Source organism: Geobacter sulfurreducens PCA (genome assembly GCF_000007985.2).
GTDB classification, from domain to species: Bacteria; Desulfobacterota; Desulfuromonadia; order Geobacterales; family Geobacteraceae; genus Geobacter; species Geobacter sulfurreducens.
The window spans coordinates 285,238-307,864 of record NC_002939.5; the positions used below are offsets into that span (position 1 = coordinate 285,238).

A 22,627-nucleotide genomic window follows, 5' to 3' on the forward strand; every position below is an offset into this window, starting at 1 on the left:
GCGGAGAGCCCGTCAGCGCTCGCCCATCGATTCGGTCATGGTCTTGCGCAGTGGTTTGAGCAGGTAGTCAAGCACGGTCCGGCTGCCGGTACGGATATCCACCTGGGCCGTCATGCCGGGTATGATGTCCAGCTGCTTACCGGTTCTCGTCCTGACCGGATTGCTGCCGGCTATCTCGACATGGACCCGGTAATAGGTCTGCTCGCCCGCTTTGGACTCCTCCTTGATGGTGTCTGCGCTGACATAGGCGACCGTACCGTCGACCGCACCATGGATGGTATAGTCGAAGGCGTCGAACCTGATTGCTGCGGGCAGGCCCGGTCGGATCTGGGCGATATCGGACGGCTTCACCTTGGTTTCGATGATCAGCTTGTCGTCAAGTGGGACGATCTGCATGAGCTCCTCGCCGGAGCGGAGCACGCCCCCTTGGGTCGTGACGCGGACATTTTTTACGATTCCGTCGACGGGAGTTTTCATGACACTGTCGAACAGTTGCTGGTTGCGTTGAGTCCTCACCTGTTCGTTCTGGTTGATCTCGTCCTCAATCTTTGCCAACTCGGCGCTTGCATCCTGGTAGTATTTGTTTTTCCGGTTGATCAGCTGTGCCTCGGCATCGTTCAATGCCCGTTCGCTCCTGATCACCTCTGAGCGGCTCACGTCGCCGGTCTTGGCCAACTGCGCCACCAGGTGGGCGTCCTCCCGCGCAAGTTTTACCGCGACGTCAAGGGTCCGCAACTCTTCGCGGAGGCTCTGGCGTCGCTGATCGAACAGTGCCTGCTGTACCTTGACCAGCTCCGGGAAGCCGCGCAATTCGGGAGGAAATGCGACCGACGGAGAGCCCAGCACCTCGGCCCGGAGTCTGGCCGATTGGGCCTTCATCGCCGCCAGCCGGGCGTCGAGCTCTCTGACCGAAGCTCCGGAGCGGGTCTGGTCAAGCAAGGCCACTACCTGTCCGCGCCTGACCCGGTCACCTTCCTTTACCTTCAGAGACTGGAGCACTCCCCCGTCCACTGCCTGAATGACCTGGACCCGGCTGCTGGAAATGACCGAGCCGATCCCGCGGGTCGTCTGGTCGACACGATAAACGTACGCCCAGATGAAAAAGAGAATGAAGGCAACGACGAAGGCCCACAGCAGCACTGAGCGGACCGGCTTGGCCGATGTCTGTTCCATGGCGTCATTCATGCACTGCTCCTGAATGGTGAGGTGTCTTGGGACCCGCCTGCATTGCCTGGATCACGTCATTGGGAGCCCCGTCGGCTACGATCTGTCCACGGCGCATGACGATCAGCCGGTTGGCGAGGGCCAGCAGGCGCGGGCGATGGGTCGCGATCAGTATGATGTCAGTTGGCCGCGTCCAGTTCTGGATAGCCTTGAAAACCCGTTCTTCCGATTCCATGTCAAGGGCTGCCGTGGGTTCGTCCAGCAGCCATACCCGCGGCTGCGCCATGAAAATCCTGGCAAGGGCCGTGAGCTGACGCTGTCCCCCGGAAAGTCCCTGCCCTCCCTCGCTGATTTCCAGCTCCATGCTGCGGGGATTGTCGGCCGCCAGCTTGTCGATGCCCAGGAGCTCTACGACTTCCAGCAGCCGCGAATCGCCCACCCCTCCGGCAAGGGCGATGTTGCTCCGCAGAGTTCCCTTGAAGAGGTGCACATCCTGAGGAAGGTATCCTACCCGCTCCATCAACACCTGCGGATCAAGCTCCCAGATGTCGGCGCCGCCGAGCCGCACCTGCCCCTCGCCCGCCTTGTAGAGCCCCGCCGCCACTTTGAGCAGGGTAGACTTGCCACAGCCGTTGGGGCCCATGAGTACCACCCGGTCGCCTGCCGCGAATTGGAGCGACCCCAACTGGAGGCGCACCACGGGGGTGGCTGGGTAGGAAAAGCGGACCCCGTCCAGCTCCAGCCGATCGGGGAGGTTGTCCGGAACCAGAAGGCTCTTGTCCGCAGGACGGCTTGTTTCCATGGCGAGCAGGCGATTCACCATTTCGATGGCCTCGCGCACATGCTGCCATTGGACAAGAATCCCCACGCTCTGGGCCAACGGGCCGAGAATCTTGCCTCCCAGGATGGTGCAGGCGATCAGTCCGCCGGTAGTCAGGTGCCCCTCTTCGATCTGGATCACGCCAACCACTATTGCGCCCACGTAGCCGACCGTGCCGAGGGTTGCCGCAGTGGTCGTGGTCAGGCTTGAGATCAGCTTGCTCTTGAGCGAATAGCCGGCCATCGTGGCGGTGATGCCGCGCCAGGTGTCCGCGAACCTCCATGCGCTACCGCTGGACTGGATCGTCTCTGCGCCCTGGAGGGTGTCGACGAGGAGGCCGTGCCGCTCGTGCCCGCGCTGGATCTCAAGCCGGGCCAGCAGCCGTAGCTTCCTTTGGGCCAGCCAGCCGAGGAGGAGGGACACCGGCACGAGCGTGATGTAGACCAAGCTGACCTGGCCACCGATGCTGGCCACGATCGCAATGAACATCAGGCCGAAGGGAAGGTCAGTCAAGGCAAAGACGATGGTGGAGGAGAAGAAGTTTCGTACTGTCTCCAGGCCGTTCATCTGGGCGGCGAGGGAGCCGAGGCTGCGCGGGCGCCGGTCGAGTCGAAGATCCACCACATGCTCGAACAGCTTCTGAGACAGTGCCATGTCGACCCGCTTCGCCACGTCGTCAAGGATTCTCGCCCGTAGATACTTGAGCACCCAGTCGAACAGGACCATGATCCCCATGCCGACCACCATGGCGGTCAGGGTCGAGTAGGCGAACGTCGGAACAACACGGTCGTAGACCTGCATCGAAAAGAGGGAAGTGGCAACCGCGAGCAGGTTGATGATGATTGTTGCGACGAATACCTCGACGAGCCAACGCTTCTCCTTGAGCAGCTCTGCCAAAAGCAAGCGGGAGGCGTTGCTCTGGAGGAGCTCGACGGCAGAGGCTTCAACCCGTTCCGCCTTGAGCCAGAGGACGATGGTGTCGGTCAAATCATTGGCGTTGAGGTGCGCGGAGGTTCCGTCGGCCGCGGTCAGGGTGATGGTTTCGCCTTCGCCCTGCTCGGCCAGCTGCCAGCGGCCGTTGCAGAGAACCAGGACGGGGAGATGACGGCGATCGAGGCGTTCCCAGCGAAGCTGCGCCACCTTCACGTTCTTCTGTTTCACCGCCAGCAGGATGCGCGAAATCCGCTCGGCCGGCTTGACATCGACCCCCTCGGGCTGGCTCGTCAGGCATGCCTGCTCCAGTTCGCCGGAAGCAACCGGCAGTCCGATCTTCAGCAGCAGGCGAGCGAGGACAGGGGCCTCGATCGGCGTTGCCAGGCTGTTTTCGCCGAAAATAACAGTCTCGTGCCCTTGGGGCCTCATTCGTTCCCTCCCGTGAATGAATCAAGCTGTCCCAACCGGGCGGCCAGGCGGAGCGAGGCCTCCTCAAGGGAGCTTCGCGCCTGTTCGAGAGAAATTCTTGCTTCAGAAAATTCGCGCTGGGCATTCAGGACATCAACCCAGCTCTTGCGGCCGGCATCGTACTGTCGCAAAAATGACGCGAGGGTCTCTTCCGTTGACGTGACCAGCAGCTCGTAGCTACGAACTACCTGCCGGAGGCTCAGGATATCGGTTACCAGAGCCTCCGCCTGACGCCGCACGTCGTTCTCGGCTGCGGCAACCTCTTTTCGTGCCGCGTCTATCCGTGAGTCGGACGCTTTGACCTTCTTCCATCCCGAAAGGCCGAGCCCCTCGACACTCCCCTGCAGTACCACGCCGAAACGGGTTTCATGGGGTGTTTCGCCATATCTCTCGGCCACGTAGACGTTCTGCTCGACCTTCGCATAGAGGGCCGGCATCATTGAGGCAACAGCCAAGCGAGACGTGATCCGTGCATCCTCTACCTTGAGAATCCGCTGCTCCACTGTGGCGGAAGTTTTGACGATCATCTCCGCCATCCGCTCGGGCTCAGGCAGCTCCAGAAGATGGGCCGGGACGGGTTCGTTGCCGGCTACCGGCTGCTGGGTCAGAGCCAGCAGATCGCTTCGGGCGCGGGACACCGCCCCTTTAAGCTGGATGCGCTGGGCAATGGCCTGAGACAAACGGGATTCGGCCAGCAGGATATCGGCGTTGGAGGCAACCCCTCCCTCAACTCGCCGGCTGACGAGCCCTTTAAGCTTTTCATGCTCGCCGACATTGAGTTCAGCCGCCTTCAGGCGTTGAAGCGCCCCTCTCAGCGTGGCGTAGGCCGCCGAGGTCTCTTCCATGACCCGGCGCCGTACGTCGAGCAGCGCAGCTCTGCCGATTCGCAGCCCCACATCCGCCTGCTCGATCCCGCCGTCAATGCGTCCGCCGACCCACAGCGGCTGCTGCACAACCGCTACGACCTGGTTCTGGTTGTTGGTCATGGTCTGGGCCTGGATGGTAAGCGCCGGATAGCGCTTATACTCGGCCGACTTCAGGTCCGAACCGAGAGCCTTCAGTTCGGCAACCTGACTTTTGATGGATGGATGACCGATCGCCGCGAAGTTCAGGGCCACGTCGAGTCCGTCCCCGGTCATCGGCGCCTCCTGGCCCCATGCGGTAGCGGCCAGACATAATGCGCCGATGACCGCACCAAGCACCCGAGTTCTTACACTGCCCACGAAAATCCCTTTCTGTCATGCTCCCGCCTCGTCCAGGGGGAGTGCACTGATCCATAAACAAGCAGGCTGCCCGCCCAGCCCGGACGGGCAGCCTGTTTATCCGGCCCGGCCCCTCAGTATTAGCAATTTCTGTTCCTTACCCTGCGACTCCATGCACATTGGTAATGGCCTGGTTGATCAGCAGCTGGGTGTGGTCGGTGCCGTTGGTGTACACATCATAGGTCACGCTGCCGTCGGTGTAGGTGTCGGCGGCTCCGTGGCTCCAGTTGGTAATGTCGGCGATGATGACCTCATCGTCGGCGTCACCGTCCACCATCAGCTGGTGGAACGGCTCCGAGCCGTTCGCCAGGATACTGAACAGGTTCTGGTCCTGGTGAAGAAGTTCCGCCGTGGTGAGGCGAAGGGTATTGCCCTCGCCCCCCAGGTCGATCTTCTCGATGCCACTCATGGCATCGTTTGCCACGAGCGCGACCAGATCAAATTCTTGGCCCGCGGCGTCGAACAGGATGGTGTCGAAGCCGAGGCCACCGTCCACATGCGCCCCATCCGTCACTTGGAGATGGAGCAGATTGTCCATGGTCAGATGGATGACATCGTCGCCGGCGCCGGAGTTGATCGTGTCGGCGGTTGCCGCGGCATGGATGACGTCATTCCCGTCACCGGCCACGTCGTCACCGCGGATAGCGCCGGTAACCGGGGTGCTGTCGATGTTGATTCCACTGCCGGACAGCGTTACCTGGAAGAATTCGTCCGGCTCGACGATGTCGTCGCCGTTCACCGTCAAGGTCAGAAGACGGCTGTTCTCTCCGGCCCCCATTTCGAAGGACCCGGTAAGGGGAGACATGAAGTCGGCGCTGTCGACATCTCCGCTGACGGCGTAGTTGAGCGTTATCGGCGCGTCAATGTTGCCGGAGCGGAGCACCTGATAGGTATAAACGGTCTGGGTTCCGGACGCCCCTTCGTGGCGGTCCACGTCGAGGCCGATCAGCACCACCCCGTCATCGTCGCTCAGGATAGTGGCTGAGGCTTCGCCGGCATTGGGCGCGATACTGACGCCGGAGCCAGGATTGCGCAGACGGACACTGAACTCTTCGTCCACTTCGGTCAGAGTGTCACCAGCCACTTCAACCGTGATGGTTTTCGACGACTCGCCCACAGCGAAGGTCAGGGCGCCGCCGGGGAAGCTGTTGCCTGCGAAGTCTCCGGCAACGGTCTGATGTCCCCCGCTGCCGATTACGTCCCAATCGATGGTTGCCGAGGTGTCCAGAGCACCGGTGCGGGTTACCTGGAAGCTGAACGTCGTCGTGCCGGCATTTCCTTCCAGCTTGGCTGTGTCGAGCGCCGTGATGGCGACCTGGGAATCATCGTTGCGAATGACGCCCGTAGCATCGGCGTTAATGAGGTTGGCTCCCGCGGGATTGGAGAGGAGCACGCGGAAGGTCTGATCCTGACCATAGGTTTCGTCCCCCGCCACCTGAATGGTGATGTCTTTCACGCTTTCGCCGTCGGCAAAGTACACCGTCCCCGAGGGGAGGATGCCCCCTGCGAAATCGTCGGCACCCGCAGGGTAGCTCCCGGTGCCGGCTACGGCCCAGGAGACCGATGCGGCTCCGTTGGCCAGGCCGACCCGTTCGATCCGGAAGGTGAAGTCGGTGAGACCGTTGTTGCCTTCCGCCTTGTCGGCATCGAGAGCCGTGATCGAAATGCCGGTATCGTCGTTGGCAATGATGGTTTCTGCGGTCCCTTCCAGGATGGTGGCGCCTTCGGGGTCCGAAAGCACCAGGGAGAATGTTTCGTCATATTCGCCAACTGCGTCGCCGAGGACGGTCAGGCTGATCTGTTGCGTGCTTTCACCCGGCTGGAAGGCGACCGCACCCGAGGGGAATATCCCGCCGAAGTCAGCCGCGTTGGCCGGCCGGAGGCCGCTGCCCGTCACCTCCCAGAGGGCGCTGGCAGCGCCGGAAGTGTCCCCGCTGCGGGTGACGGTGAAGGTGAAGGTGGTTTCGACGCCGTCCGCTCCCTCGGCCACCGACACGTGGTCGGCCCTGACGAACAGAACGGCGTCGTCGTTGCGCACCGTTGCCGTGACCGGCGCTCCCACCGTGGTGGAGCCATAGGCCGGGTTGGCAAGAGATACGCTGAAGGTTTCATCGTATTCGCCGGTGGTGTCGCCGGCGACTTCCACGGTAAAGGTCTTGCTTGTTTCGCCGTCAGCGAACGTGACCGTGCCGGTCGTGGCCAGCAGGTCGTCCTGGTCGGTCGGGTGCGCACCGCTTCCCGCAGCAATCCATTCTACGCTGGTGGCACCGGTGGCGGTCCCGGCGCGGTCGATGCGGAAGGTGTAGATGGTGGCCCCGGAGTTCCCTTCGGCATGATCGGCGGAGACAGCCGAAAGAGTCAGGGTGTCGTCATCGTCGATGATCTGGCCGGAGACGTTGTTGGCCACGATATCGGCATGATCGCTGGCGCCCGACAACTGCACCGTGTAGGTTTCGTTTCCTTCCCAGGCGCCGTCGCCGGCCAGATCGATCGTGATGGTCTTGCTTGATTCGCCGGCCCCGAACACCACGGTTCCACCCGGCAATTCCCCGCCGGCAAAGTCTGCGGCCGTTGCCGTGCCGGCAACGACATTCCAGTTGACACTGGTTTCCACGCTCAGATCGCCGCTCCTGGTGACCGTAAAGGTGGCATGCCCGGCGGTGCTGCTGTCGCCTTCCGCCACGTTGGCGTCTGCAGCGGCCAGAGAGAGGTCCACGTCATCGTCGTGGATGATGCCCGAGGCCGTTGTGGCAGTATCGTCGACCGTGCTTCCTGCGCCCGGGTTATAGAGTTCGACACTGAAACCTTCATCTCCTTCCAGGTTGCGGTCGCCGCTGACCAGGACGGTGAGGGTGGCGGTATCCTGGCCGTCCGCAAAGCTGACCGTGCCGGTGGTGGCGACAAAGTCGTCGGCTGAGGTGTCGCCGTGCACGATGCGCCAGCCCACGGTGGATGTGCCGGTCAGGCTGCCCGTCCGGGTGACGGTGAATGTGAAGGGGCTGGAGCTGTCCGTCCCCTCGGCATGGTCGGCCGAGAGGGGGGCAATGGAGATCACGTCATCGTCATTGACGATAGTGGCGCTTGCGGTCTGCTCGGCATAGCTGTGAGTCAGGCCGTTGACGGGAGCGGCCAGCGTCACGGAGAACTCTTTGTCGGCTTCCAGCAGGTTGTCGCCCGCTATCTGCACGACGATGTCCTGGCTTGTCTGTCCCTGGGCAAAGACCAGGGTCCCCGACGGGAAGAAGCTGCCCAGGAAGTCGTCGGCATCGGCGGGATTCGTTCCGCTGCCGGCAGTGCTCCAGTCCAGCGTGGTGGCCGAGAGGCTGCCGGTACGGGTAACCCGGAAGACGTAGCTGCTCGCGCCATCACCTTCAACAGCGGGAACGCTCAGGGGGGAGACCGTCCACTCTACGTCGTCGCTGACAATGGTGCCGGTGGCGCTGCCGATCACGATATCGGCGCCGGTGGAAGCATTGGAGAGACTTACGGTGAAGCTTTCATCGCCTTCAATCGCCGTGTCGCCGGCCACATCCACGGTAATGGTCTTGCTCAGTTCGCCGGCGGCGAAGCTCAGGCTCCCCGAGGGAAGCGTTCCCCCCGCGAAGTCGTCGGGGTCCGTGGCGCCCGCAGCCAGCGACCAGTCAACGGTGGCCTCAAGTGCGGTGTTGCCGGTGCGGGTCACGGTGAAGGTGTAACTGGTGACGCCGTTGGCTCCTTCCGCCCTGCCGGCGTCGGTGGCACTAATGCGCAGTGAGGCCTCGTCGTCGATGATGGTGGCGTCGGCTGAGTTGTGGGTGAACACCACACCGTCCGGACCGGTGAGGGTGAGGCGGAAGTTTTCGTCGGCCTCGCCCAGGTAGTCCCCCTTGACCGGAACGCTGATTGTCTTGCTGGTCTCGCCCGGGTCGAAGGTAACCGTTCCGGTGGTGCTGTCGAAGTCCGAGCCGGATGTGCCATCGGCGCCGATACCGGCCACGCTCCACGTGAGGGTCTGGGAGCCGCTCAGGTTGCCGCTGCGTGTCACCACGAAATCGAAATAGGTGGTATCCCCCGGATTCCCTTCGGTCTGGGAGGCCGGTGCCGCTACGTCGAAGACGATGTCGTCGGCCAGTATGCTCCCCGTTGCCGTGTCGGTGGTGATGGTCACCCCGCTGCTCGGGTTGCTGAGGGTAACGGTGAAATCCTCGTCAGGTTCGCCGGAGAGATCGCCGCTCACGTTGATGGTCAAGGTAGTGGTGGCCTCGCCGGCGGCGAGGGTCAGGGTGCCCGTCGTGCCGTTGAAATCAGTGCCGTCGGCGGGATGGGCCCCGGAACCGGCGACGGAGTATTCGACCGTTTCCGCCTCGCCCAGGTAGCCGGTACGGGTGATGGTGAAGGTGTAGGCGGTCGTGCCGCTGTTGCCTTCATTCTTTACCGCGCTGTCGGCCGCGATGGCGATGGTCGAATCATCGTTGGCGATCGTGGAGCCGGCCGAGCCGGTGATGATCGCGCCGCCAGCTGCGTTAGACAGGGTGATGGTGAACGATTCGTCGGCTTCGACTACCTCGTCGCCCACAATCTCGATGGTGATGGTCTTTGCGGACTCGCCGTCGGCAAAGGTGATGGTGCCGGAGGGAAGGCCGCCATTGGACCCGAGGCCGTCCGCCGTGGTGAAGTCGGCGGCCGACGCGCCGGCTGACGAGAGAGCCCAGTCGACCGAGGCTGCGCCCGTCGTGTTGCCGGTACGGGTTACGGTGAAGGTAAACGGTGTTGTGCCGCTGTGTCCTTCCTGCTGGTTCGTCTGATCGGCAGCGATGTAGATCGCGGCGTCATCGTTCTCGATGGTGCCGGTGGCCGTGGCCTGGGTGATGGTGTCGCCGGTGGTGCCGGCCCCCAAGGCGATGCTGACGGTATATGACTCGTCGGTTTCCGGCGTGGCATCGCTGCTGGGGGAGATGGTGATGGTCTTGCTCATCTCGCCCGGCGCAAAGGTGACGGAGCCGGAGGGGAGCGAACCGCCGAAGTCGGCTGCACCAGCTGAGCCGGCGCTTACCGACCAGGTGATGGTCTGGCTCTGTGCCGTGTCGTTGGTGCGAGTGATGGTGAAGGTCTGGCTGCCGCTTTCCGGCGAGCTGGCAGCGTCACCGGCTATGGCGAATGAGGAGTCGTCGTTCTTGATGGTGCCGGTTGCGCTGATGTCGATGGCCTCATCGACCCCCACCAGGTTTGACAGCAGGATGGTGAAGGTCTCGTCGGCCTCCGGCGTGGCATCGCCCGCCACTGTCACCGAGATGGTCTTGCTGGTCTCGCCGGCGGCGAAGCTGACCGTGCCGGTGGTGGCGCCGCTGAAGTCGCCAGCGGTGGTGGTGCCGTGGTAGAGGGTCCAGTTCATGGATGACGTGCCGCTGGTGTCACCGGAACGGGTGATGGTGAAGGTCATGGTCTGGTTGGCATCGCTTTCCGTCAGGGTGCTGTCGGCAATGCTGATGCCGGTATCGTCGGTGACAATGGTCAGGGTGCTGCTGGCCACGCTCTGGCTGTTGGTGATGGTGGGGGAAGAACTGGTCAGCACGTCTTCGTAGAGCACCACCCGGAAGGTTTCATTGTTCTCTGCGACTAGGTCTCCCCTGATTAGCACGCTGAACGTCTTGGTGAGTTCGCCGTTGGCAAAGCTGACCGTGCCGCTGGGCAGGCCATTGTTGGTACCGAGGAGATCGGTGCTGGTGAAGTCGGCACTGTCTGCCGGGGTGCCCCCCACCGCCTCGACGCGCCAGCGCAGCTGGGCTGCGCCGGTATAGCCGGTGCCGCCGCGGGTGACATCGAATGAGAAGGTCTGGCTGGCTCCCTGGTCGGTTTCCACCAAGCTGGTGCTGGCCGGCGTCAGGGTGTAGGTGGTGTCGTCGTCGTAGACGGTGCCGCGTACGTCCAGCGTGGTGGCCGGCGAGTTGTAGCTGCTGGTGTAATCGGCGTAGTAACTCTGGAAACGCACGCTGGAGCCGGCGCTGTCGCCGGGGGCGGAAAGGCGCAGGGTAAAGGTTTCGTTTGCCTCAACCGTGGTGTCGTCGGTGAGCAGGTCGGCCAGGGAGATGCTGTAGGTGTACTCGCCGTAGGCGCTGCCCTGTGCGGCAAGGGTAAAGCTGCCGCTGGTGGTGGTGAAGTCGCCGTTTGTGGTGGTGCCGTTGATCAGGGTGTAGTTGACGACGATGTCGCAGTCGAGCCGGCCGTAGCGGTTGACCGCGAAGGTCAGCGGGTTCCCCTCGTAGGCGCTGGTCTGCACATTGGTGTAGTAGCCGTTGGCGTCGCCGCTGTAGGTGTCCCACCCACCGACCCAGAGGCGGATGTCGTCGTTCTTCAGGGTTGTGGTGACGCTGGCTTGGGCGTTGTTGATGTCCGCCGGACCGTAGAAGTCGGTATAGAGCGGCCCGTGTTCGGCGTCGTCCGGGTCCAGCACGGTGAAGGTGAGTGTCTTGTCAGACTCCACGTAGCGGTCGCCGGTGAAGGTAACCACAACGTTTTTGCTGGTTTCTCCGGCGGCGAAGGTGACCACGCCGTAGGTGGTGTTGGAAGTGTATTCATTTACGCTGGCGGCATCACCGCCATAGGTCAAAATCTCTGCGCTGTTGTTGGCGCTACCCCAGTTGATGCCGCTGCCGTCAAGTCGCCAGGCCACGGTAGTGGGGTAGTTCAGGCTGCCGTCCCGGCCGCCCTGGTCGGTGCGGGTGATGGTGAAGGTGACGCTGTTGCCGGTGGCCGAATCGTTGGCGCCGGTCCCCTCCCAGGTGGTGCTGCTGCCGACCGAAACGCCAATCAGCGGGTCCGATTCGTTGTCGTAGACCCTGGCGGTATCGGTGTAGCCGGTGGACGCGGTCTCCTGGTCGTGGTTGCCTTCGCCGGCATTGACGTTGGTGGCGTTGGAAAGGACGATGGGCAACTCCTCCCGCCAGGTTTCGGTCCAGCTGTCATCGGTGGTGACCACGGTGATGGTCTTGGTTGTCTCGCCGTCTTCAAAGGTCAGGGTCCCGGACCAGGTGAGGGTCCCTGCATTGTAGGTGGCGGTACCGTTTGAGGGGGTGACGCTGTCGATGTCCGAAGGATCCAGCTTGTACCACGTGCCGGTAGAGTTGTTGCTTTCATTGGTGGCTTCGGAGCCGGGCAGTGCCAGGGACCAGTCCACGGTGTCGGTGCCCCGGCTGTCGCCACTGCGGGTGACGGTATAGGTGAGAGTTCCCCCTTCCACCACATCGTTGACCGATGCGTCGAAGCGGGTGTCGTCGTTGGTGATGATGCCGTAGTTGTACTGCGGATAGCTCACGGTGTCGTAGGTATAGATCGAGGAGCCGGCGCTGGGGTTCTCGAGGAAGATGCTGAAATACTCGTCGTATTCTCCAATATCGTCCACCTTGGTGTAGAACTTGATGTAGGCCCACTCTTGGCCGTCGGCAAAGGTGACGGTGCCGGATGGGAGGGCGCCGGCGGTGGTGATGGCGGTGATGTCGCCGTTACCGTCACGGGTGATGGTGAGGAAATCGTCCGCACTGACCGCTGCGTTGTAGTACGTGCCGATGCGCCAGCCCACGCTTGCCGTTCCTGCAGTGGCAACCTGGCGCTGCACGGCGAAGATATGCTCGACATAGCCGTACTCCACGCCCTCAATGGTGACGGTGGTGGCGCCCGCACCGCCGTCGGCCGGCGTATCGCCTTCGACGCGCGTGCGCAGCCCGTCGCCCGGGTTCAGCGTCTGTACGCTGGTGCTGGCCACTTCGCGGTCGCTCAGATAGTAGACCGCTTCGTCCCGTTCGATGGAGGAGAACAGGTAGTTGGTGTTGCTGGCGACACCGTTGGTGGCGCTGCTGACCTGCTGGCCGTCATAGTAGGTCCGGTACGGGGAGTAATAGGTCCTGGCGAGTTGGGTCCCCGTGCCTTTGGTCGGATCGTCATAGATCACGGTAACTTCGTCATAGCCGCTGCTGGCGGTCAGGTTGACCGCGAACCATTCGTCGTCTTCCGGTGTATCGTCGCCCGTCACCGTGACCGTGAAGCTGGCGTTGGTCTGGCCGGCCGAGAAACTGCCACTGCCGCTCAACGATCCGGTGAAGTCCGAGGCATTCGCCGTCACCGTCTCGTACCGCGACTGCGTATTGTCATACATGTAGGCGGGGTTGCCGGTGTAGGGGTCGGTATAGCCAACCGCCCAGCTGTAGTTCGTGGTGCCGCCGGTGTAGCCTTCACGCGCGATGTTGTAGGTGTAGGTGGTGTTGTTGCCCGCGGTTTTTTCAGCCTGGCTGTAGTCGGCGGCACTCAGCACCAGCCGCGTATCGTCCTCGAGAATGGTGCTGGTATAGCTGGTGATGTTGCCCAACGCGCTGCCTGAGTTGGGGTTGGAGAGCTGGATGGAGAAGGTTTCGTCACCTTCGACGCTGCCCACGCCGGTATCACCGTAGACGTAGACCACTATGGTCTGGGTGGCGACACCGGAGGCGAAGGTCAGGGTCCCGCTGGGGGTTAGGTTTGAGCCAACGCCATTAGTGAAGTCAGCGCTGCTGGTGGTGCCGTGCACCACGCTCCAGTCCACCGTGCTGGTCTGGTTGATGTTGCCGGTGCGGGTCACCGTGTAGGTCATGGCCTTGCCGGTGCCGTGGAGGCCGTCTCCTTCGAGAAGGTTGAACGTGCCGGCGGTGATGTTGAGTTCGGCGTCGTCGTTGCGCACGATACCATCGGCACTGGCGGTGATGACTTCGGTGCCGGCTGACGGATTGGAGAGTACGACGCGAAGGATCTCGTCAGTCTCCTTCGCTGAATCGGTGGCGATGTTGACGGTCAGCGTCTTGCTGATTTCACCGGCTGCAAAGGTGACTGTGCCACTGGGCAGGCCACTGTTGTCTCCGAGCAGGTCCTGCGAGCCGACACTGCCGAAGTCCACGGCGTCGACACCCACCCCTTGGGCTACTCGCCACTCCACTGTACTGCCGTGGGTCGTGTCACCGGTGCGGGTGATGGTGAACGTGTACGGTTGGGCGCCGACCCCGTAAGCCGGGGCGCTCATATCGGTACCGGGAACAGTCAGGTCGGCGATGGTTACACCATAGGTGCCAGTGCCGGAACCCAGGTGCCCAGCATCGATAAAGTAAATGCCGTTTGAGGGGGCAGTGTAGGTTATGCGCGAATTAACGCCGATGAAATCGTCGTTAGAGGCAAGTTGGATACCCGTACTGTTACGCAGCGAGAGGAACACGTCACCGGCCGTATAGCTGCCGTTTCCGATGAGATCGATTTGATACTGGTGGCCGGCGACGAGGTTGACTTTATACCAGTCGCGATCACCGGCGGACTCCACGGTGCCGCTGACCGTCCCGGCCGCACTGACGGTAAATGTGCTGGCAGTGCTGCCCGGTACTTCACCAGTGGGGGTGACGATGGTCACGTTGCCTTCGTTCTTGTCGGCTATCAGCGTGACGATGGAGACGCTTGCATCGTCGTTGGTCAGCACCGTGGATGCGCTGGCCGTGCCGATGACGCTGTTGGCCGGAGCCCCCGAGAGGGTCACGGTCATGGTTTCGTCCGACTCCACGGCGGAATCGCCCTTGACATTGACCACGATGGTGGCGCTCTCCTGGCCGTCGGCAAAACTGACCGTGCCGGTTGCCGCCTGCCCGCCGGCCAGGTCGTTGCCGGTCGCGAAGCCATCGGCGCCGGTGATGGTCCAGGTGAGATCACGGGCACCCACCAGAGAGCCCGTGCGGGTCACTGTGTAGGTGATGGTGCTGTCGCTGTTCCCCTCGGCGCGGCTGGCGGTCAGGGTACTGATGCTGAAGCTGTCGTCGTCGGTCAGGATGGTGGTGCTCTTGTCACCGTCCGTCCCTTCGATGGTGCCGCCGGTGGGATCGGCCAGTATCACTCGCAGGGTTTCATCGTTTTCCAGGGTCAGGTCCCCGGCCACTTGAATGGTGATGTTCTTGCTGGTCTCTCCCGCGGCAAAGGTGATGGTGCCGCTGGGCAGGCCGCTGTTGGTGCCCAACAGGTCCTGGTTCCCGGTGAAGTCGGCGGTAGTCAGGCCGGTGGCGGGGGCCACGGACCATTGTACGCTGCCGGCGCCGGTGCTGTCGCCGCTACGGGTAACGGTGAAGGTGGCCGTGGCGCTGCCGGATTCACCTTCCGCAAAGGGCGCCGGTGCGCTCAGCGCGAAGTTGGTGTCGTCGTTGACAACCACCGTACTGTCACTGGCGGTGCCGATGATCCCGGCCGACGGGTTGGTCAGGGTGAGGGTAAAGGTCTCGTTCCCTTCGGCCAGGGTGTCGGCGATGACGTCGAAGGTGACGGATTTGCTGGTTTCACCGGCGGCAAAGGTAAGGGTGCCGGTGGGTAGAACACCGCCCTGAACGTCGCTTGTGGCGGCGCCGCCCGCGCCGGTGACGGCGTAGTCGATGGTGACGCTGTCGCTCAGGTCGCCGGTGCGGGTAATGGTGTAGGCGATCTGAGTGGTGCCGGCGGAGCCTTCGGTCACGGAGGCGTTGGCAGCGCTGACGCTGAAGCTCTGGTCGTCGTTGCGGATGATGCCGCCGACGGTGGCGTCCTGGATCAGCTGCGGCGTTGCGTCGGTAAGCTGGGCATTGCTGATGGTGACAGTGAACTCCTCATCCTGCTCCACTACGGTGTCGCCGCTGACCGTGAAGCTGATCTCCTTGCTGGCTTCATTCTCGGCAAAGGAAAGCGTGCCGCCCGGCAGGCTGCCGCCGAAGTCGTCGGCATTGGCTGGGGATGCGCCGCTACCGGCAACATCCCAGTCGACGGTGGCCGCGGAGCTGATGTCGCCGGCCCGGGTAACCCGGAAGGTGTAAGTGACGGTGCCGCCATTGGCTTCGGTATGGTCGGCAGCAAGGGCAATGATGGAAAAGCCGGTATCATCGTTGCTGATGACGGCACTGGCGCTGTTGCCGGACACTTCGGTATTGGCGCCGGCTCCCTGCAGTTGGATGCTGAAGGTCTCATCCTGCTCCACCTGGTTGTCCGTGGCCACTAAGACGGTAATGGTTTTGGAGGTCTCGTCGGCGGCAAAGGATATGGTTCCCGACGGCAGGCCGCTGTTTGTGCCGAGCAGGTCCTGCCCCGCGACAAAGTCGTTGCCCGCGGCGGAACCGGCTCCGCCGGGAAGCTGCAGCACCCAGTCGATGGTGGTTTCCGTGGAGGTGTCGCCGGTGCGGGTCACGGTGAAGGTGAAGGAAGTAGCTTCGCCGTCGCCGGTGTTGTGCTCGTTTTGCGAGGCAGCGTCGGCGGTGATTGTCAGGGAGGCGTCGTCGTTGACCACGTCAGTCGTGGCTGTGGCTGAGGTGATGTAGGTCCGGTCGTGGGCCGGGTTGCCCGCCGGGTTGCTCAGCGTGATGGTGAGAGTTTCGTCGCTTTCGCTGACATTGTCGCCGATCTGGGTGAGATTGATGGTTTTGACGGTTTCGCCGGCGCCAAAGTTGATCGTGCCGGAGAGGGCCGTGCCGTTGGCGAAGTCGGCGGCGTCCATGCCGCTGGCGGACCAGTCGATGCTGACCGGGGAAGCCAGGTCACCCGTACGGGTAACGGTGAACTGCAGCACGCGGCTGCTGCCCGTTGCGCCTTCCATAACCGACGCGGTACCGGCGCTGATAGCGATGCTGATATCGTCTGCCACCACCGTGCCGTTTGCCGATGCGGTCATGATGTCGGCATTGCCGTCGGCGCCCGAGAGGGTGATGGTAAAGCCCTCGCCGGGCTCGATGTCGGTGTCGCCGGAGGCCTGTACTTCGATTGTTTTTGTGGTTTCGCCCGGGGCGAAGACCAGCGTTCCGGACGGGAGCGTGCCGCCGAAATCCGCAGCGTCAACCGGATGCCCGCCCGAGCCGGCAAGGGCCCAGTCGACGGTGGTGGTTCCGGTGGTGACGCCGGTGCGGGTGACGGTGAAGACGTGGGTTACTGTGCCGCTGTCTCCTTCCGCCAGTGTCGTGGTTGTTGCCGTTATGGCCAGTCCGGTATCGTCGTTGCGAATCACGCCATCCGCGCTGGCGGTGGTAAGAGTGGTTCCGTCCGACGGCGAGGAGAGGGTGACGCGGAATCCTTCGTCCGCTTCCTGGAAGTAGTCGCCGTTGACGGTGATCGTGATGGTCTTGCTGCTTTCATTGGCGGCGAATTCGAGGGTTCCGGAGGGGAGTGCGCCGCCGAAGTCCGCAGCATCGACCTGGTTGGCACCGACGCCAGCGACGCTCCAGTTTACCGTGGTGGCGCGGTCGAGGAAGCCGGTTCGGTTGACGGTGAAGGTAAAATCGCGCGTGCCGCCGGCGGCCGCCTCTGCCTGGTCGGCGTCGGTTGCCACGATGCTCAGGGCGTCATCATCATTGAGAATTACGACATCGGTGCTGCCGCTGGCGATGGTGCTCCCCACGCCGGGGTTAACGAGGGTGATAGTGAACGCTTCGTCACTTTCGAGAGCGTTGTCTCCTGCAACGGCAAGGGTGACGGTCTTGCTGGCCTCGCCGGCGTTAAAGGTGATGAGGCCGTCCGGCAGTTGTCCGCCGACGAAGTCGGCCCCATCTACAACTGCTCCGCCGTCGGCAGGGGCTACGACGTACTCCACCGTGTCCGCACCGCTGATGTCGCCGGTCCGGACAACCGTGAAGGTAACCGTAGTGGTGCCGTTGTGTCCCTCGGCGACCGGGGAAACGGACTCAAGGGTAAAGGCGGCATCGTCGTTGCGGATGTAACCGCCGACTTCGCTGACCAGCAGCTCGGTTCCCTCCGAAGGACTGCTCAAGCGGATGGTGAATCCCTTGTCCGGTTCGATGATGTTATCGGTGGTGAGCGGAATGGTTACGACGCGGCTGGTAACGCCGCGGCTGAAAGTCAGATCGCCGGAAGGGAGTATCCCCGAGGCGAAATCCGCGGCGCTGACGCCGCTGCCGTCCGCGGAGACCAGTTCCCAGTGCACGGTGGACTCGCCGGTAGTGTCGCCCGTACGCTGCACGGTAAACGTCAGTTGCGACGGCGTACCCGGATTCCCTTCTGCCTTGTCCAGATTGGTGGCAACCAGCGTGAGTCCCGAATCGTCATTGAGGATCATGCCAGAGGCGTGGTCCGTTTCCAGCACGACTCCCAGCTGACTGGTAGAGAGCACGATCTCATAGCTCTCGTGCGGTTCATAGGCTGCATCAGTGCTGGGGGTGATGGTCAGGGTCTTCACTGTTTCGCCCGGAGCGAAGGTAACGCTGCCCGACGGCAGAGTGCCGCCGAAGTCAGCGGCATCGACCGGATTGGCCCCCGTTCCGGCAAGGTGCCAGTCGACGGTGACTTCGCTATCAACATGAGATGAGCGGGTCAGCGTGAAGGTATGGCTGCGGGAGACGGCGCCGGTTCCTTCTTTGACGATGCTGTCAGTTGCCGCGATGTTGATTGCCGCATCATCCGGGATGATGGATGCTACGGCCGTGTTTGTCCCGATGATTGAGTTGCTGTCGAGGGTGTGCAGGGCGACCTGAAAGCTCTCGTACCCCTCGAGTACGCTGTCTCCTTCAAGGTTTACGGAAAGAATCTTCGATGTTTCGCCGGCTGCGAAGCTGATAGTGCCGGTCAGAGGGGTTCCTGCGGCAAAATCGTTGGCCTCGGTGGGGTTTTCGCCATATTCCGAGAGCGTGTAGCCGACGGAACCGGGCTGAGACGTGTCTCCCGTGCGGGTGATGAGGAACTGCTGGATTCCCCCGGTCCCGTTTCCTTCCACCGTAGCGGCGGTGACCGCATGAATGCTGTACTGGGTTTCGTCGGAGCGGATGACGCCCTCGATTTCCCCGTTGATGATGATGGTGCTGGGGGGCGCATTGGCCAGCACGATGCTGAAGGTTTCGTTCAGTTCCGGCACGGCATCCCCGGCCACGTAGATCGTGACCGTCTTGCTGGTTTCATCGGGGCCGAAGCTGATGGTGCCGCTCGGACGGCCGGCGTTGTCGCCCAGGCTGTCCGGAGAGCCGGTGAAGTCGAAGCCGTCCGGCACCGTGCTGCCGCGGGGGATCAGTCGGTAATCGATGGTCATGGGCAGGGTAAGGCTGTCGGAGCGGACAACGTGGAAGGTGATCGCCCTTTGTTCGCCGATTCCCCCCTCGACCACGTCCATGACGTCGCCGAAGATGCTGAAGCCCACGTCGTCGTTGACAATGGTGGAGCTCGCTTCGTCCACCCCCAGAACGAGGTTCAGGCCCGGATTGGACAGGCGTACCGTCAGGGTTTCGTCGGGCTCGATAATCCGGTCTCCGGTCACCGTGATGCTGATGGTCTTGGTCGCTTCACCCTCGGCGAACGTAACCGTGCCTGAAGGAAGCGTCCCGCCGAAATCAGCCGCATTCACGGTGCCGCCGGCCACATCCCAGTCGACGCTGCTGGCGCTGAGGGTGTTGGTACGGGTGACGGTGAAGGTGACCACCCGGCTGTCGCCGGTATCCCCTTCGGGAACCGACACGGCCGTCGCCGCTATCGACACCTCGCCGTCGTCGTCGGCAATGGTTGTGGCCGAAGAGTCGGCCGTGCCGAGATCGATATCGTTGCCAGGGTTGCCAAGGGTGACGACCAAGTCCTCGTTGCTCTCGATGGTCCTGTCGCCGACAACTTCTACCGTAAATGTCTTGCTGGTTTCGCCTATGGCGAAGGTGACGGTTCCGACTGCGGCCTGGCCGGCGGCAAGGTCGGCGGCATCGACGCCACTGATGGCCCAGTCGACGCTACTGGCATTGAGGGCACTGGTGCGCGTCACGGTGTAGGTGAGGATGGTGCTTGTCCCCTCGGAACCTTCTGCGATGGTTGTCAGGTCAACGGCAATGGCGGCGCTGGCATTATTGTCCAGAACAGAGAGCTCTACCGCCTGCTCGGTGGAGTGCCCCGCGGCATCAGTGGCCACAACCGTAAAGCTGTAGCCGGATTTTGCTTCATGGTCAGGGTTGTCGGCTAGTGTGACCGCACCGGTGACGGCATCGATCGTCAGAGCGGCATCGCTACCCGCCTTGAGGCTCCAGGTGACGCCGCCGCTGATGTCTGCCGCATCGTCGGCCACGGCAGTGTAAATGACTTGGCCGGCACCGGTGTTTTCGGCAATATCGGCCGTGGGTCCCGAGGTGATGGAGGGTGCCACCTCGTCCAGGTTGTCAATGGCCAGGGTGACGGTCTGCTCGGTGGAGTGCCCCGCGGCATCGGTTGCCACGACGGTGAAGCTGTAGGCGGGCTTGGCCTCGTAGTCCGGGTTGCCGGTGAGAGTCACTTCGCCGGTGGCGGCGTCGATGGTGAACAGGGCAGCGTCTCCGTCCGCCTTGAGGCTGAAGGTGACGCCGCCGCTGATGTCTGCCGAGTCGTCTGCCGCGGCGGTATAGACCACCTGCCCGGGGCCGCTGTTTTCCTCGATCGCCGCAGCCGTGGGGCCCGAGGTGATGGAGGGTGCCACCTCGTCCAGGTTGTCAATGGCCAGGGTGACGGTCTGCTCGGTGGAGTGCCCTGCGGCATCGGTTGCCACGACGGTGAAGCTGTAGGCGGGCTTGGCCTCGTAGTCCGGGTTGCCGGTGAGAGTCACCTTGCCGGTGGCGGCGTCGATGGTGAACAGGGCAGCGTCTTCGTCCGCCTTGAGACTGAAGGTGACGCCGCCGCTGATGTCTGCCGAGTCGTCTGCCGCGGCGGTATAGACCACCTGCCCGGGGCCGCTGTTTTCCGCAATCGTCGCAGCCGTGGGTCCCGAGGTGATGGAGGGTGCCACCTCGTCCAGGTTGTCAATGGCCAGGGTGACGGTCTGCTCGGTGGAGTGCCCCGCGGCATCGGTTGCCACGACGGTGAAGCTGTAGGCGGGCTTGGCCTCGTAGTCCGGGTTGCCGGTGAGAGTCACCTCGCCGGTGGCGGCGTCGATGGTGAACAGGGCAGCGTCTCCGTCCGCCTTGAGACTGAAGGTGACGCCGCCGCTGATGTCTGCCGAGTCGTCTGCCGCGGCGGTATAGACCACCTGCCCGGGGCCGCTGTTTTCCGCAATCGTCGCAGCCGTGGGTCCCGAGGTGATGGAGGGTGCCACCTCGTCCAGGTTGTCGATGCCAATGGTTACCGACGTGGTGCTGGTCAGGCCATAGGTGTCAGTGGCGGTGATGTCGATCGAGTAACTGCTTTTCGATTCATAGTCAGCGGGGTTCTTGAGCGTGACCTCGCCGGTGGCGACGTCAATGGTGAACAGGTCGGCGTCGGTTCCTCCCAGGCTGTAGCTCAGGGGGTTGTTCTCCAGGTCGCTGGTTGCCTCCGCCCGGTAGACCACCGTGCCAACGGCTTCATTCTCGGCGACGGCTCCGCTGGTGCTGGATGCGAACACCGGCGAACTGTCGGGCACGACTCCCACGTCGTAAAAAATGGTTCGCGGTTGTCCGTCCGTACCGATGTACGTTGCCTGTAAACGCAAATGGTGAAGTATGTCGGTTGGCCTGATGGTGTAGTCACTTCCGGTTTCGCCGGCTATGGGGGTCCAGGTGGTTCCGTCGATGCTTTCCAGCCACTGGTAGGTCACCTCCAACCCCGTGGTGCTGCCCATCCCCAGTCCGCCGTCCAGCGTCTGCCCCACCTTGACATTGCCGGCCACAATCAGGTCGGCGAAGATGGTATTGTTCAGGGCGGTATTGATGTCGTCGAGGCTGGTCGCGTCGTTTACGGCCACCACGGTTGATGAGAACTGGTTGGCTGCCGTCGTGTCGTTGGCCGACTGCAGTGCAGTGGTGACCTCATCCGTCAGATAGGTCATGGTGCCGGGCAGAGGGGTTTCAGACGGGGCCAGGTGGGCGGCCAGGAAGGCAAAACCATCGCTGTCCGTGCCCGACTCCTCAATGAGCATGGCGGCGACAGCGAGAATCGCGGCCACTTTTTGAGCCTCTACGGCCGTTTCGGGCAGCGCCAGGTCGGTCGTCGCGTAGTCGATCTGGGGGAGACCAAGGGCCTGTATCACGGCCTCTTCGGCCTCTGCGGCAGTAATTTTTGCGTTCGGATTGGCTTCGTTGTATGCCTCCATATAGGCGGCAATGAGGCTGGTGACCGGGTTCAGGTAGCGATAGCCTTCGGGTGCCGTGAAATCAACCGTGACCGCCTCGCCCGTTACCGTGTCGATCCCCCCGTAGGCCACCAGCTTTAACTTATTGATGTCAGTTATGCCATTCTCGATCAGGTCGCCGACTGTTATGGTGAAGTTGCCGTCGGCATCGCTGGTTATGGCCTCGCTGTTGTGCGTCATGGCTTTGTCTATGCCATCGTCATAGACGCCGTTCTTGTTGATATCGTTGTAGATTGTCGCCCCGTGAACTGGGCCGTCGGTCACCCTTCCCGCAAAGGCAACGGCCGCAGTGTCAACGTGGGTCCCTTCGTCGTCGTCACCGTTGAGCGCCGCAACGGCGAAACCGATGCTCCCGCCGGCAACACCCACTGCCCCACCGGCCCACCAGAGCCAGCCACCTTTGTCGTCACAGTCATCATCGTCATTGTTGTCGCCGCATTTTTCCTCTTTTCCGGTTTTTGTCTGGTCAGCGACAGACAGCGTATCAGCGAAGGACTGTTCGCCGGTAATGGCCGCCACATGGTCATAGGAAACATCCGCGGCCTCATCGGCAGTCATGTGGTCGGACTCGGTCTGCTCCGCGGCCACCGCCGCCTTTTCCTCCTGTTCTTCTCCTGGCTTGCGCACGGCAGTCTGCTTTTTGGGAGAGACAGGCCGAAAATCAAGACTTCCTTCGATAAAATCCTTTCCCGAAGAAGACAGCGGTATGGATTTTCCCTTGGCTGCACGCACTTGATCGTCGGACGTCTTTTTCATTCGTTCCTCCCTGGATATTGTCATACGGCATGAGATGGCTTGGTTGAACGTGCTTCGTTGAGGCACGGCAATTCAGCTACAGCATCATTTTGACGTATCGGGAAGGGGAATGACGGCTAAAGACGGAAACGGCATTTTTTTGTTTTATTTTAATTTACTGGGTGTTAGGTGGGTGGGGGGGTG

General features: G+C 62.6%; 4 protein-coding genes. All 4 read right to left on the reverse strand.

Features of this window, described 5'->3' with window-relative positions; genetic code table 11:
- Nucleotides 1-12: 12 nt before the first annotated feature.
- The 4 genes from GS_RS01370 to GS_RS01385 all read right to left on the reverse strand — a co-directional run bounded on the left by GS_RS01370 (nucleotide 13) and on the right by GS_RS01385 (nucleotide 22,444).
- A complete protein-coding gene (locus tag GS_RS01370; RefSeq protein ID WP_010940949.1) occupies nucleotides 13-1,185 on the reverse strand; it encodes an HlyD family type I secretion periplasmic adaptor subunit in 1,173 nt (390 codons plus the stop codon).
- Entirely contained in the window at nucleotides 1,178-3,346 is a 2,169-nt protein-coding gene (locus tag GS_RS01375; RefSeq protein WP_010940950.1) for an ATP-binding cassette domain-containing protein, read from the reverse strand. The genes GS_RS01370 and GS_RS01375 overlap by 8 nt, the downstream gene beginning before the upstream one ends.
- Nucleotides 3,343-4,524, reverse strand: a complete 1,182-nt coding sequence (locus GS_RS01380) for a TolC family protein (RefSeq protein ID WP_235044946.1) — start codon at nucleotides 4,522-4,524, stop codon at nucleotides 3,343-3,345. The genes GS_RS01375 and GS_RS01380 overlap by 4 nt, the downstream gene beginning before the upstream one ends.
- Nucleotides 4,525-4,744: 220 nt before the next feature.
- Nucleotides 4,745-22,444 carry a Calx-beta domain-containing protein gene (locus tag GS_RS01385; RefSeq protein ID WP_010940952.1) on the reverse strand — a complete coding sequence of 5,900 codons (17,700 nt, stop codon included), beginning with the start codon at nucleotides 22,442-22,444 and terminating at the stop codon, nucleotides 4,745-4,747.
- Nucleotides 22,445-22,627: the final 183 nt, after the last annotated feature.

Excerpts from the sequence above, each read along its gene's own strand:
- GS_RS01380 (WP_235044946.1), bottom strand. The coding sequence starts at position 4,524 with ATGACCGGGGACGGACTCGACGTGGCCCTGAACTTCGCGGCGATCGGT.
- GS_RS01385 (WP_010940952.1), bottom strand. The coding sequence starts at position 22,444 with ATGAAAAAGACGTCCGACGATCAAGTGCGTGCAGCCAAGGGAAAATCC.
- GS_RS01370 (WP_010940949.1), bottom strand. The coding sequence starts at position 1,185 with ATGAATGACGCCATGGAACAGACATCGGCCAAGCCGGTCCGCTCAGTG.
- GS_RS01375 (WP_010940950.1), bottom strand. The coding sequence starts at position 3,346 with ATGAGGCCCCAAGGGCACGAGACTGTTATTTTCGGCGAAAACAGCCTG.